Here is a 13,648-nt window from a genome sequence, read left to right on the forward strand (position 1 = left end):
CTTTGATGCTTTATACTGGTGCGGTTAGACATCCATCCTGCAATCGAGGAGATTTCCATGGCATCAGACGTTCGCGTCCGCTTTGCACCCTCACCGACGGGCAAGCTGCACATCGGCGGCGCCCGCACCGCTATCTATAACTGGGCTTTTGCCCGTGCTAACGGCGGCACGTTCATCCTGCGCATCGACGACACCGACCCCACCCGCTCCACCGACGAGAACACGCAGATCATCCTGCGCGCCATGCGTTGGCTGGGCCTGGACTGGGACGAGGGTCCCGAGGTGGGCGGCGACTTTGGCCCCTACGCCCAGACCGAGCGCCTGGACCTGTACAAGCAGGCCGCCCAGAAGCTTTGGGATGAGGGCAAGGCCTATCCCTGCTTCTGCACCAAGGAGCAGCTTGACGCCGACCGCAAGGCCGCGCAGGAGCGCAAGGATCCCTTTCAGGGCTATCAGCGCCGTTGCCGCGATCTTGATCCCGAGGAGGCCCGCCGCCGCATCGAGGCCGGCGAGTCCTACGTCCTGCGCATCAAGGTGCCCGAGGACCGCGGCGACGTCGTCATCCACGACGCCGTCCACGGCGAGGTAACCTTCGACGCTAAGGAGCTCGACGACTTTGTCATCTTCCGCTCTGATGGCACGCCCACGTACAACTTCGCGACCGTCGTCGATGACGCCATGATGAAGATCACCCACGTCATCCGCGGCGACGATCACCTGTCCAACACCCCGCGCCAGGTCATGGTCTATGAGGCCCTCGGCGCGCCTGTGCCCACGTTCGCCCACATCTCCATGATTCTGGGCGCCGACGGCAAGAAGCTCTCCAAGCGCCACGGCGCCACCTCGGTGGAGGAGTACCGCGACGCCGGTTACCTGTCCGATGCCTTCGTCAACTACCTGGCGCTGCTCGGCTGGTCGCTCGACGGCGAGACCACGATCATCCCGCGCGACGTCCTGGCTAGCAAGTTCTCGCTCGACCGCATTTCCAAGAACCCCGCGACCTTCGACCCCAAGAAGCTCGACTGGGTCAATGCCGAGTACATCAACGGCATGTCCGACGCGCAGTTTGCCGACGAGATCATGGTCCCCGAGTTGCACGAGGCAGGCCTCATCGAGGGTAATGTCGAGTACGGTAAGGACTGGATCGACGCGCTTGCCGCCATCGTTAAGCCGCGCACCAAGATGCCGTCCGACGCCGTGACCGTCGCCGCTCCCATCTTTGCCACGGCCGAGACGCTCGAGTATGACGAGAAATCCGTCAACAAGGGCCTGGCCAAGGAGGGCATGGGTGCCATTCTGGACGCCGCCAAGGCCGCGCTCGAGGGTGTTACCGAGTGGACCGCCGCGAACATCGACGCCGCGCTTGAGCCGCTGCCCGAGCAGATGGACCTCAAGAAGCGCGTGGTGTTCCAGGCCGTGCGCGTCGCCGTTTGCGGCAACATGGTGAGCCCTCCGCTGGGTGAGACCATGGCGCTCGTCGGCCGCGACGACTGCCTGGCGCGCATCGACCGCGCCCGCACGATGGCGCTGTAATCGCTGCGCAAACGTATGTATCCGAGCCCCGTTCACCTCGAGCGGGGCTCTTGTTTCTGTAGACGAATGGGATAGGAGGTGCTGGGGCCATGGCCGAGCAACTTTCGCTGTTTGGTTCGCTGGATCCGGAGGAGACTCCGGCGGCGCCGGCATCCGGTGCTGCCCCGGCCAAGCCCGAGCCTTCACCTGAGCCCATTACCGCCTACACGAGCGTGGTTCTCGACATCCCCACCCGTGCGCTGTCTGAACCGTTTGCTTACGGCATTCCCGAGTCCCTTGCCGACGAGGCCCAGGTCGGATCGACGGTTCTGGTCCACTTTGGCAACCGTGCCGCCGCAGGCTACATTGTCGATATTGCGCCCGAGCTGGGCGACCTGCAAGGCAACAGGGCCCTCGATCCTGCGCGCATCAAGCCCGTCGAAGCCATCCTCAGCAAACCGCTCTTTACCGCCGAGGCTGCCCGTATCGCGCGCTGGATGAGCCGCGAGTACGTCGCGACGCTTTCTGAGTGCCTGCGCCTTTTCTTGCCTCCAGGCGGCAGCCCGCGCGTGGTCAAGGGCGATGACGGCGCATGGTCGGTTGAGCGCCCCGCCGTCAAGCCTATTCAAAACCGCTGGGTCATGCTCGCGCCCGAGGGCTTCGACTATACGCCGCCCAAGACCGCCGTGCGCCAGCGCCAGCTCATCGAGGCGCTCCAGTGCGGACCGGTCACGACGCGCGATCTCAACCTGCTCTACAACAGCATGTCGGCGACCATCAAGGCGCTCGAAAAACGCGGCGTCGTGGTGGTGGAGGAGCGCCGTGCCTGGCGCGGTTGCAGCGAGCAGACTTCGCTGTCCTCCGCGAGCGGCAAAGCGCCGGTCGCACTTACGAACGGCCAGCAGCAGGCGCTCGCGCAGATTGAGCGCGCCCGACTGGATGCGCACGGCGACGTGGTGCTCGTGGATGGTGTTACAGGCTCCGGCAAAACCGAGGTCTACCTTTCCGCTATCGAGCGCGTGCTCGCGGCAGGCCGCTCTGCCTGTGTGCTCGTGCCCGAGATCTCGCTGACGGCCCAGACCGTCGGCCGTTTTCGCTCGCGTTTTGGCGAGACGGTTGCGGTCTTTCACTCGCGTCTTTCTGCTGGCGAGCGTCTGGACCAATGGGATATGGTTGCCAGCGGGGCCGCGCGTGTGGTCGTGGGAGCCCGTTCGGCGCTCTTTTGCCCGCTCAGCGACCTTGGCCTCATCATCATCGACGAGGAGCACGAGACCAGTTACAAGCAGGGTTCCAGTCCGCGCTACCATGCGCGCGAGGTGGCGGCCGAGATGGCGCGCCGCTACCGCTGCCCGCTCGTGTTGGGCTCCGCCACGCCCTCGGCCGAGGCCCTCGATCGCTGCCGCCGTGGCACGTATAACGGTGTCACCTGGACGCGCGTCGAGATGCCCGAGCGCCCGGGACACGCCGTGCTGCCTACGGTTCGCATTGCCGATCTGCGCCGTGAGTTTTCTCACGGCAGTCGCTCCATGTTCTCAAAACCGCTGATGGAAGGCCTGGAGCGTGTGGTCGAGCGCCGTGAAAAGGCCGTGCTGTTGCACAACCGCCGTGGCTTTGCGCCGTTCCTGATGTGCCGCGAGTGCGGCTGCGTCCCCACCTGCAACCACTGCTCCACCGCGCTTACATATCACGAGCGGACGCACACGCTGCAATGTCACACCTGCGGTTCGTCTTGGCGCGTGCAGCCGTATCCCGCGCCCACGAGCCGTTGCCCCAAATGTGGCAGTCGCTACCTGGCAAAAATGGGTCTGGGCACTCAGCAGATCGAGGACGCACTGCATCAGATGCTTCCCGAGGATGTCGCCATTATTCGCATGGATGCCGATTCCACGCGCGGAAAGGACGCGCACAAAAAGCTGCTTGAGCAGTTCGATGCCGCCGATTGCGCCGTGTTGCTGGGCACCCAAATGATCGCAAAGGGCCTCGACTTTCCCGAGGTCACGCTTGTGGGCGTGGTCAATGCCGACTTCGCCCTCAAGCTGCCCGACTTTCGCGCAGGGGAGCGCGCCTACGATCTGCTGGAGCAAGTCGCCGGCCGTGCCGGTCGTGGTGATCGCCCCGGCGAGGTCATCATCCAGACCTACCTGCCCGAGGACCCGGTCATTCGCGCCGTCGCTGAGCATGACCGTTCGATCTTTACCGACTACGACCTGGATCAGCGCCTCGACGCGCTGTACCCGCCGTTTGTTCGCCTGGTCAACATCTTGGTGTGGTCGGCGAACCGAGACGACGCGCAGAATTACATCGGACGCATCGCAAAGCTCCTCAAGCGCCGCTGGCATGCCGCCGCGCCCGACTTTTTGCGGGCGGGCAGCGCGGTGCCGCAGGTGCTGGGCCCGGCTTCGTGTGTAATCGAGAGAGCCAAGGACCGTTACCGCTTCCATCTGCTTGTGAAGTCGCCCGTGGGGTACCATGTCTCTGATGATATCGACGCCTGCCTCAAAGAGGTGGGCTCCGTGCGTGGCGTGAGCGTGAGCGTTGACGTCGACGCCTATGATTTGATGTAACAACCCGAAAGGATGGCCATGGAAGCCAACGGAATCGTACTGTCGCCCGACCCTCGTCTGCGCCAGGAGTGCGCCGTCATCGAGGAGATCACCCCGGCGATCGAGGCGCTTGCCGAGAAGATGAAGAAGATGATGTTCGAGAACGGCGGCTGCGGCCTGGCTGCCCCGCAGATTGGCGAGCTTATTCAGCTCGTCACCATCGACTGCGACTACAGCGACAAGAATGACTATGATCCGTACGTGCTTATTAATCCCGTCATTGTTGAGCAGAGCGACCATCTGGTGCCCTTTAGCGAGGGCTGCCTGTCCATCCCCGGCATTAGCTGCGAGATCGAGCGTCCCGACCATGTCGTCGTCGAGGCGTACGACTTGGATGCCAACCTGATTCGCTATGAGGCCTCGGGCGATCTGTTCTGCGTGTGCCTGCAGCACGAGATCGATCACTTGCACGGCAACACCATGTTTGAGCGACTGAAGCCCATGCAGAGGATCAAAGCAGTCAAGGAGTACCAGGACGCCCTAGCCCGCGGCGCTCGACCGGGCGAGACGGAGTAGGTTTGTCCGTCCCCGGGGCGCCCGCCTATATCATCCCGTGCTCAAACATTCTCGCTGCGCTGCGAAACTGCGCGCGAGACGATATAGGCGGGCGCCCCGGGGACTACGTTGACGCTGCTTGACTCGCCCGGGTGCCGTCGGGCCAGGGAAGGGCGTCTTCGCTGATAGGTGCTTTGTTGGGAGGGCTGCTTTTATGCGGCTCTTTCTTTGGTTTTGGGTATATTTGTTCTTGTTGAACTGTTCTTGCGGCAGGGCGCGCTTGCGACCTGGAACGCTATTTTGTAGCCGTCTCGGCTCGTTATTGAGAGGAGACTAACTTTTATGCGTATTGTGTTTATGGGTACGCCTGATTTTGCTGTGCCTTCGCTGGTTTCGCTTGTTGAGGCTGGGAATGAGATTGCGCTTGTTATTACTCGCCCTGATGCTGTTCGTGGGCGTGGTAAGAAACTTGAGCCTTCTCCTGTTAAGGCTAAGGCGCTTGAGTTGGGGTTGCCGGTTGTTGAAGCTAATCGTATGACGGCCGAGGTTGTTGAGGCACTTCAGGCTGCCCGGGCTGAAATATTCTGCGTGGCTGCTTATGGGTGCATTTTGCCCGATGAGGTGCTGCATATGGCGCCGCTCGGCATTGTGAATGTTCATGCGTCCTTGCTGCCTCGTTGGCGTGGGGCTGCTCCTATTCAGCGTGCGATTCTCGCTGGTGACGAGGTTGCTGGCGTTTCTATCATGCGCATCGGGCATGGCGTGGATACTGGCGCTTATTGTGCTCAGGCTTCCACGTCGGTTGCCGTTAAGCATGCTGAGGCGCTGACCATGGAGCTTGCTGAGCTTGGCGGTAAATTGCTTGCCGATACGCTTCCTTCGCTTTCCGATGGCACCGCCGTGTGGACTGAGCAGGATGAGTCGCTTGTTACCCATGCCGCCAAGATTTCTAAGCAGGAGATGCGTCTTGATCCGCAGATGGGGGCGCTCAATTGCGTGCGTCATGTGCTGGCCTCGTCCGATACCGCGCCTGCTCGTTGCGTGATTGCCGGCAAGAGCGTGCGTGTGCTCGATGCTGCGCTGGCCGATGTGTCGCTTGGCGAGGGCGCCGTTGACGTTAAGAACAAGCGTGTTTACCTTGGTCTTTCCGATGGCTCGGTTGAATTGCTCGAGGTTAAGCCCGATGGCAAGCGTGCTATGTCTGCTTCTGCCTGGGCTGCTGGCCTGCAGGGCGCCGATCTTTCGTGGGGTGTTTTGTCATGAGCAAGCTGTCACCCGCGCGCAAGCTTGCGCTCGATGTATTGATGGAGGCCGATCGCCGCGGTATGTATGCACGCGACGTGTTGTCTTCCCGTGCTTCTGCCAAGGCCATTGATCAACGCGATTCCGCGTTTGCCGCTCGCTTGGCGCTGGGTGTCGCCGCCACGCAGGGTATTTTGGACGAGCTTCTCGATCAGTTTCTCGATAAGCCTAAAAAGGTTGCGCCGCGTGTTCGCATGGCGCTTCGTATCTCGGCCTTCGAGATGCTCTACCTTCATACCCCAGGCCGCGTTGCCGTAAGTCAGGGTGTTGAGCTGGTGCGCAGCGGAGCTAAGTCCGCCGCTGGCTTGGCCAATGCTGTACTGCATAAGGTTGCGGACAATGTTGAGGACTTTGCTACTGCATCCGATGTGGATGAGTCTGAGCGACGCTTGGTACGTCTGTCGCGCCTGATGGGTCTGCCGCGTTGGCTGTGCGCTCGTATTATGGCATCGTTCGACACGCCTGAGGGTGCGCTTAACTTTGCTGGCAATCTGGCCCCCGCCCCGCTGGCCCTGCATGAGAACGCCTTTGCGACCAAGGCCGACCCGTATATCTCGCAGCTCGTTGCGCCTGTCTTCCCGGGCTGCCATGCCCCGGTTGATGCCCAGGTTACCGTTGCTTCGGGTGTGTTTGAGCGTGCTGCCGCGGTGGCCTCGGACCTTAACGCCCAGCTCATTGCCACGGCAGCCACGCGCCCCGGAAGCTGCCTTGAGATTGGTGCCGGTCGTGGCACCAAGACCTATGTGATGATGTGCCAGGCCAAGCGTGCGGGCTATGAGCGTCAGCATACGGCGCTTGATCTTCATGACCGTAAGTGCGACCTGAATCTCGCGCGCCTTCACAAGGCGGGTATTCAGGGCGTTCGTACGGTTTCGGGTGATGCCTGCGAGCTTGATGAGGTGCTCACATCGTTTGATGCCATGCTTGGCGAGCCGGTTAAGTTCGACACGGTTTTTATCGATGCGCCGTGCTCGGGCACCGGCACCATGCGCCGTCATCCCGAGATCCCTTGGCGACTGACCGAAAAGGACGTGACGGTTGAGCTGCCCAAACTGCAGCTGACAATGCTCAAGGAAGCTGCCGCGCGCGTGGCTACCGGCGGCGAGCTCATCTATGCGACGTGCTCGGTCTTCGACGAGGAGAACACACAGGTGGTGGACGCGTTCCTTGCTTCTCCCGAGGGTTCCGGCTTTAGCGTGGCGCCGCTTTCCAAAGCACAGATTCTGCAACTCCCCGAGTTCGATCAGGCCAAGAAGCTCGTATCCGTACGCCAGAACGATCGAGGCCTCTTCCAAAGCGTCCCTGTAAACGCCGACTCCTACGACGGCCACTTCTGCGCCAGACTGGTCCACAAGTAACGACTAAGTTGCGGTGAAATAGGGATTGAAAAGCCGCTTCTGTCCGCCAAACAGTCCTTATTTCACCGCAACTCACAAGGAAACCTGGGTAGCTTGATTAGCTACCCATAGAGCAAAGAAATAGCCCCGCGATCGGCGTTGATCGCGGGGCCGCGTTGTTTCTAGCGGCTATGCGGGTAGTTGGCGCAGCAGCCACTGGTGGCGTTGGTACTGGAGCCGCCGCTTCGTTGATCGGTGTTGTAGAAACCGCTGCCCTCAAATTTTATGCCGCTGGCTGAGAACGTCTTGGCCGCCGGGGCACCGCAGCTGGGGCACACGACCTCGGGGGTCTCGGACATGGGATGCTCAACCTCAAACACGTTGCCGCAGCTCGAGCACTTGTAATCGTAGCGCGCCATAAATACTTCCTTTTCAGCACAAAGCGGGCAGATTACTCTGCCCGCAAAAATTCAAACGTCTGTAACTGTACCCTATATCGGGGGTTTTATCACGCTTCGCCCCAGAATCTATGGTTGTTGCGCAGGAGCCGCGCGGTTTTGCCCTCGGCGGCTGCAATGTCCGCCTCGTCAGCCTGCCAGGTCCAGTTGCCCGTGGCCACGCCCGGCACGTTCATGCGTGCGTCGTCGCCCAGCCCCAGCACGTCCTGCAGCGGCATCATCACCAGGGGAGCGTCGCTTGCTAGCGCGTCGCTCATCAGCTTGGCCGCCACCTCAACACCGCTCGGTTCATCGCCGCCCGCAAAAGAACGCGTACACCAGCCGGCGAGCGTCGACGTGTCGTGCGTCGAGGTGTACAGAATCTTGCCGGGCGTGGGATGCACACCGCAACGAACGTCGTAGTCGCTAAACTCCAGCACGTCCATGCCGGGGAAACCGCAGGTCGATGCCATGGCGCGAACACCGGGCGTCAGATAGCCCAAGTCCTCAGCGATAAAGTTGAGCGGACCCAGCTCGTCATAAGCGGTCTGGAACAGGTCCTTGCCCGGTCCCGCCAACCAGCGACCTTCGGCGCAAGCCTTGCCTGCGGGGATACTAAAGTAACTGTGGAATCCCAGGAAGTGATCCAGGCGCACGCGGTCGTAGAGCGAAAACGCACGACGCAGGCGATCCATCCACCAGCTATAGCCGTTCTGCTTCATGTGGTCCCAGCGGAACGTCGGGTTGCCCCACACCTGGCCCTCGGGCGCAAAGTTGTCGGGCGGCGCGCCGGAAATCTCGATTGCCTTGCCGGTATCGGACAGCCAGAAGTTCTCAGGTTCGCTCCACGCGTCTGCCGAATCGTCGGACACGTACATAGGAATATCGCCGATAACCTCGATGCCCTTCTTGTGCGCATAGTTCATGAGCTCGCACCAAGCCAAGTCAAAGCGGTACTGCATGTACGCCTGAAGCTCGGCCTCGTTGTGGAAGCGCTTGTCGTCGATCAGATGCTCGTTGTAGCGCGCGACATCTGCCGGCCAATCGTGGCGCGACTCGCCCTCAAAGTACTTTTTGACGGCCATATAGACGCAGTATTTCTCGAGCCAATCGGCATTGCGATGCTTAAACGCGGTGTACAGCGGGTCAGCATCCTCGCCGCCGCGGGCCTTCCAGGTCTCAAAGTCGGCTGCCAGCTCCTCGTGGCTCTCGGGTAGGAGGTCGATATTGCCTGCAAAGGCCGAAGGACCGGCGTAAGGGGAGCGGAAGAAGTCCGTGGGGTTGACGGGAAGAACCTGCCAGTAGCGCATGCCCATGGCGGCCAGATGGTCGATAAAGCGACGCGTGGGCGCACCGATCGTACCGGGTTTGCCGTCGTCGGTCGGCACCGATGTGATATGGCACACAACACCCGCACCGTGATCGAGCGGCTCCTGCAGGCGCTGCTCGGCGTGGTGATAGATGATCGACGAACCCAGTGGGTACAGGTCGAGCGTGACCGTACCGTTGTGGATCTCGCACTCGTGACCGCTAATCACATCGCTCGCGCATTCGCCGAGCGCCGGAATCGTCACGCGATGTGAATTGCGCAGGCTGCGGTTGATGATGACGGTCGCGGACTCGCCGTCTTTACCGGTACGGTTGTAGGCCAGCACCTCGTCATTGAGCGCGAAGGCCTTGATTTCACCGTCGATCATAAACGGCAGCGCGCGGCGCACAGCAGATGCGTTCTTGACGATCGCGAACGTATCGAAGTCGTGCAGGTCTTCCTTGGTCGGCATGGTGCGGCGATTACCCGGATCGGTGAGTCCCTCCAAGCCGTACTCGTCACCGTAATAGATTGAGGGAACGCCCGGGAACGTCATCTGCATGAGCGTCGCCAGCCAAAAGCGGCTCTTGGCCAGGCCCATGGAGTTCTCGTCCAGGCGCCATTTGCTGCGCTCACTCTCGGGCAGCTGCGACTCGTCGGGGCCACCGCCGAGCACCGAGATAATGCGCGGGCGGTCGTGGCTCGACAGCAGATTGAGCGCGCAGGACAGGGCTTCGCGTGGATAGTTCTCACGCAGGGTTTCGATATCCTCGGCTGCCTGGTAGGCGTTCTTGTAGCCCATCAAAAAGCCGATGACCATGTCGCGGAAGGGGTAGTCCATGGCGGAGTCGAGCTCAGAGCCCTGCAGGTAGCGGCGCAAATGACCATAGCTGATCTTGTTGGAGGCGTCTTCCCAGACCTCGCCGAGCAGCAGCGCGTCGGGCTTCTCGGCGAGCACGGCTTTTTTGATCTCGGCCAGGAAGTCGTCGGAAAGCTCGTCGGCCACATCCAGGCGCCAGCCGTGAGCGCCGGCGCGCAGCCATTTACGAATAACGCCGTCCTTGCCCAGGAGCCGCTCGCGTACCAACTCGGAGCTCTCATTGATGGCGGGCATATTGCCCACGCCCCACCAACAGTCGTACGAGCCGTCCTCGTGGAAATAAAACGCATCGCGCCACGGCGAGTCCTCGCTCTGCCATGCACCGACGCCGGGATAGTTGCCGTAGCGGTTAAAGTAGATCGAGTCGTCGCCCGTATGGTTGAAGACGCCGTCCAGGATGATGGAAATGCCCAGCTTCTCGGCTGCCTCGCACAGCTCAGTAAAGTCCTGCTCAGTGCCCAGAATCGGATCGATCTTGGTGTAATCGGCTGTGTCGTAGCGGTGGTTGCTCGCGGCTTCAAAAATGGGGTTGAGGTAGATGGCTGTAAAGCCCAGCTCGGCGATGCGAGGCAGGTCTTCCTGGATACCCTTGAGCGATCCGCCGTAGAAGTCCCAGGTCTTGATGGAGCCGTCCTCGGCGCGCTCGTAAACGGGCGGCTCGTTCCAGTCCTCGACCATCCGGCGCTGGATTCCGTTGCGCGGTTTTTCGACCTCGGCCAGCGTGCGCTCGCGCCAGTGCTCGTCGCGGGCATAGCGATCGGGGAAGATCTGGTAGACCATTCCGCGCTCGTACCACTCGGGTCGAACTTCGCGGTGCTTGTAGACGGTGACCTGGAATGACGGCACCTCGGCGTAGTCGTAGGTTACACCCTCGCCGCCGGTGCGTCCCTGCGGTGCGCCCAAGCGGACCTCGGGCTGGCCTTCGATATTGCAGATAAAGCTGTACCAGATAAGACAGGGCTCGGTGCACTCAAGCTCTACGCTAAATATGCCGTCACCTTCGTGCGTCATGGGATACAGAGACTCACCGATCTCATCGACCCAGGTGCGCAGCGTAAGCGTTGCCTGCGCGGGATCGGCATCCTCTAGAATCACGGAGAGCGAAAGGGTAGTTCCTGTGGTCACAGCGCCAAACGGAGTGCGAAACTGCGGCAGACGACTGTTGTGTATCAATCTCATAGTACGGTCCAGTTCAATAGAATCATGGCCAGCTGGCCATGGGCTTTACGCACAGGATGTAAGTATATCTGTTGTACACAGGCTGTATAAACAACATCCGTTTACCATCGGCGAACGGTTGTCCTAGAAAATCGTTTTACCACCCAAATTATCGCGATATTTAAAAACGTCTATACCGATACTATTTGTAGCCAACCAAAAGTACTTCGGTTTACTACGATGAATTGGATGATCTCAACCACGGTCATTTTGATGATATTAAAACCGCAGGTAGAGGCGTTGCCAATTTCGTAGATTACTCGCCGTGGTCAGCCGGAGCCATTTTGTTGTAGTAAACCGGGCTTCTTTTTACTAGAGAAGTTCAACCAAGAAGAGGGCGCCTGGTTGGGGCGCCCTCTTTTGCGTTGAGGATTAAGTTTGAATCGTCCGAATTAGTGGCGCTTGCGGGTGGCCGTTGCCTTACGGACGGAGGTCTTCTTGGTCGGAGCCTTTTCCTCAGTCTTAGCGGCGGGGGAGACCGGGGCCGCCTTGGCGGGCTCGGTCTTTGCCGTAGCCTTTGGAGCGGTCTTGACCTCAGCGGTCTTCGGCGCAGGCTTGGCCTTTACTGCGGGCTTGTCCTCGACCTTAGCCTCTGCCTTAGGAGCAGCAGCCTTGGTCGTCGTCGACTTTGCGGCCGCCGCCTTCTTGGCGGTCGCGGTCGTCTTCTTGGCAGTGGTCTTGGCCGGTGCCTTGACGGCGGGCTTGGCCTCGACGGCGGCTTCAGCCTTTACCTCGGGAGCGGCCTCGGCCTCGGCGGCCTTCTTGGCAGCTGCGGTGGTGCGCTTGCGCGTGGTCGTCGCCTTGGTAGCGGTGTTCTTGGTTGCCGCCGCCTTGGTCGCTGTGGCCTTCTTGGCCGTCGTCTTACGAGTCGTGGTCTTCTTTGCCGCAGGCTTCGCAGCAGGCTTCACCTTGGGCTCGGGCTCGGGAGTAGCCTCGACCTTCACCTCGGGCTCAGCCTCAACCGGCTTCTCCTCGGCCTTGGGCTCCTCAGCGGCCACCGGTTCAGCAACAGTCTCAGGCTCGTCGACAACAGCCGCCGGCCTCTCAATCTCCGGATGCATAAAGAAGTACAGGTCCAGATACTTGTCGGCCGAGCGCGTCCAGCTAAAGTCCTGGCTCATGGCCTGCGTGACCAGCTGGTTCCAGGCGTCGCGGTTATCCCAGAACAGGCGTGCCGCGCGGAACACGGCGTCGCCCATCTCGTCGCCGTTAAAGTTGCTAAACGAGAAGCCCGTGCCCTCGCCGGTAAACTCGTTGTACGGGATCACAGTGTCCTTCAGACCACCGGTCTCGCGAACAATCGGCAGGGTGCCGTAGCGCATGGCGATAATCTGCGACAGGCCGCAGGGCTCAAACTTCGAAGGCATCAGGAACATGTCGGCGGCAGCATACATGCGCTGTGACAGCGCCGGATCAAACTCGATGCGCGCGGCCATGGTGCCGGGGTACTTGTCCTGGAAGTAGCGCAGTCCGTCCTCGTAGTCGCGGTCGCCGGTGCCCAGCACCGCCACCTGCACGCCGCCGGCCAGGATGCGGTCGAGCGCGTACATGACCAGGTCCATGCCTTTCTGGCGCGTCAGACGCGTGACCATGACCATAAGCGGACGGTCGTCGCGAACCTCGAGCCCCAGCTCTTCCTGCAGCTTGGCCTTGCACACGGCCTTGCCGGAACGGTCCTCGACGGTGTAGTTGGCGGCAATGCGCTTGTCGGTCGCCGGGTCAAAGCCCGCGACGTCAATGCCATTCAAAATGCCCTGCAGCGCGTACGAACGCTCGCGCAGAACGCCGTCCAGGCCCTCGCCAAATTCGGGCGTCTGGATCTCGTTGGCATAGGTAGGACTTACCGTAGTGATGGCGTCGGCATAGCGCAGCGCGCCCAGCATGTAGTTGATGCTGCAAGCGTCGCAACGCAGCTGCGAGGCGGCCGCCGGAATATGTGCCACACCCAGGATATCCTCCATCACGGTGTCGCTAAACTGGCCCTGGAACGCCACGTTGTGGATCGAGAACACGGTCTTGACTCGGTCGTACAGCGGCAGGCCCTGGTAGAACTCGCGCAAAAACACGGGCGCCAGTGCCGTCTGCCAGTCGTTGCAGTGCAGGATGTCGCACTCAAAGCCGGCCGGCAGGTGCTGCAGGCTCTCGGTGATGGCCTTGGAGAAGAACGCAAAACGCTCGCCGTCGTCAAAGAAGCCATACGGATAGTCGCGCGCAAAGTAGCGCTCGTTGTCAATGAACATATAGGTGACGCCATCGTGCTCGAGCTTCTCAAGTCCGCAGTACTCATTGCGCCAGCCCAGGCTCACGTAAAAATCGGAGAAGTGCTCCATCTGCGCCTTGTACTCGTCCTTGATGGTGGCGTATTTGGGCACCATCACGATAACCTCGGCGCCGGCGCGCACGAGCGCCGCAGGCAGCGAGCCCGCTACGTCACCCAGGCCACCGGTCTTCACAAACGGTGCGCACTCGGCCGAGGCAAACACGATCTGCATCTTTTTGCTGGAATCAGCCATATTGTCTCCCTGTTGCAATTCGAGAATAGCCGCCTGGCGCTA

The 13,648-nt window shown here is 61.0% G+C and carries 8 protein-coding genes; 5 read left to right on the plus strand and 3 right to left on the minus strand.

Annotated elements, in window-relative coordinates:
• Positions 1 to 57 precede the first annotated feature (57 nt).
• From gltX to HMPREF9463_RS07830, 5 genes are all read left to right on the plus strand, one after another.
• Positions 58 to 1,533: a glutamate--tRNA ligase gene (gltX, locus tag HMPREF9463_RS07810; protein ID WP_035138247.1), complete on the plus strand. Its 1,476-nt coding sequence runs from the start codon at positions 58 to 60 to the stop codon at positions 1,531 to 1,533.
• A gap of 89 nt (positions 1,534 to 1,622) precedes the next feature.
• Positions 1,623 to 4,076 (plus strand): replication restart helicase PriA, encoded by a 2,454-nt coding sequence (priA, locus tag HMPREF9463_RS07815; protein ID WP_035138251.1) that lies wholly within the window; start codon positions 1,623 to 1,625, stop codon positions 4,074 to 4,076.
• A gap of 18 nt (positions 4,077 to 4,094) precedes the next feature.
• Positions 4,095 to 4,631, plus strand: coding sequence for a peptide deformylase (gene def, locus HMPREF9463_RS07820; RefSeq protein WP_035138252.1), 537 nt, complete (start codon positions 4,095 to 4,097; stop codon positions 4,629 to 4,631).
• Between the two features lie 321 nt (positions 4,632 to 4,952).
• Positions 4,953 to 5,873 carry a methionyl-tRNA formyltransferase gene (gene fmt, locus HMPREF9463_RS07825; RefSeq protein WP_035138253.1) on the plus strand — a complete coding sequence of 307 codons (921 nt, stop codon included), beginning with the start codon at positions 4,953 to 4,955 and terminating at the stop codon, positions 5,871 to 5,873.
• Entirely contained in the window at positions 5,870 to 7,270 is a 1,401-nt protein-coding gene (locus HMPREF9463_RS07830; RefSeq protein WP_035138255.1) for an RsmB/NOP family class I SAM-dependent RNA methyltransferase, read from the plus strand. Before fmt ends, HMPREF9463_RS07830 begins: the two co-directional genes overlap by 4 nt.
• Before the next feature lie 161 nt (positions 7,271 to 7,431).
• Here HMPREF9463_RS07830 and HMPREF9463_RS07835 read toward each other — a convergent pair whose 3' ends face one another.
• From HMPREF9463_RS07835 to glgA, 3 genes are all read right to left on the minus strand, one after another.
• On the minus strand, positions 7,432 to 7,668 hold the full coding sequence (locus tag HMPREF9463_RS07835) for an FmdB family zinc ribbon protein (protein ID WP_035138256.1): 237 nt from the start codon (positions 7,666 to 7,668) through the stop codon (positions 7,432 to 7,434).
• 89 nt (positions 7,669 to 7,757) lie between these two features.
• A complete protein-coding gene (locus tag HMPREF9463_RS07840; RefSeq protein ID WP_035138257.1) occupies positions 7,758 to 11,054 on the minus strand; it encodes a 4-alpha-glucanotransferase in 3,297 nt (1,098 codons plus the stop codon).
• A 431-nt stretch (positions 11,055 to 11,485) separates the two neighbouring features.
• Entirely contained in the window at positions 11,486 to 13,606 is a 2,121-nt protein-coding gene (gene glgA / locus HMPREF9463_RS07845) for a glycogen synthase GlgA (RefSeq protein WP_035138259.1), read from the minus strand.
• Between the last annotated feature and the right edge of the window lie 42 nt (positions 13,607 to 13,648).

The sequence above is a fragment of the Collinsella sp. 4_8_47FAA genome (assembly GCF_000763055.1).
In the GTDB taxonomy this organism is placed as follows: domain Bacteria; phylum Actinomycetota; class Coriobacteriia; order Coriobacteriales; family Coriobacteriaceae; genus Collinsella.

What these genes read in the sequence shown, in the direction of transcription:
- priA (WP_035138251.1), top strand. Translation starts at nt 1,623, where the DNA reads ATGGCCGAGCAACTTTCGCTGTTTGGTTCGCTGGATCCGGAGGAGACT.
- fmt (WP_035138253.1), top strand. Translation starts at nt 4,953, where the DNA reads ATGCGTATTGTGTTTATGGGTACGCCTGATTTTGCTGTGCCTTCGCTG.
- HMPREF9463_RS07835 (WP_035138256.1), bottom strand. Translation starts at nt 7,668, where the DNA reads ATGGCGCGCTACGATTACAAGTGCTCGAGCTGCGGCAACGTGTTTGAG.
- glgA (WP_035138259.1), bottom strand. Translation starts at nt 13,606, where the DNA reads ATGGCTGATTCCAGCAAAAAGATGCAGATCGTGTTTGCCTCGGCCGAG.
- gltX (WP_035138247.1), top strand. Translation starts at nt 58, where the DNA reads ATGGCATCAGACGTTCGCGTCCGCTTTGCACCCTCACCGACGGGCAAG.
- HMPREF9463_RS07830 (WP_035138255.1), top strand. Translation starts at nt 5,870, where the DNA reads ATGAGCAAGCTGTCACCCGCGCGCAAGCTTGCGCTCGATGTATTGATG.
- HMPREF9463_RS07840 (WP_035138257.1), bottom strand. Translation starts at nt 11,054, where the DNA reads ATGAGATTGATACACAACAGTCGTCTGCCGCAGTTTCGCACTCCGTTT.
- def (WP_035138252.1), top strand. Translation starts at nt 4,095, where the DNA reads ATGGAAGCCAACGGAATCGTACTGTCGCCCGACCCTCGTCTGCGCCAG.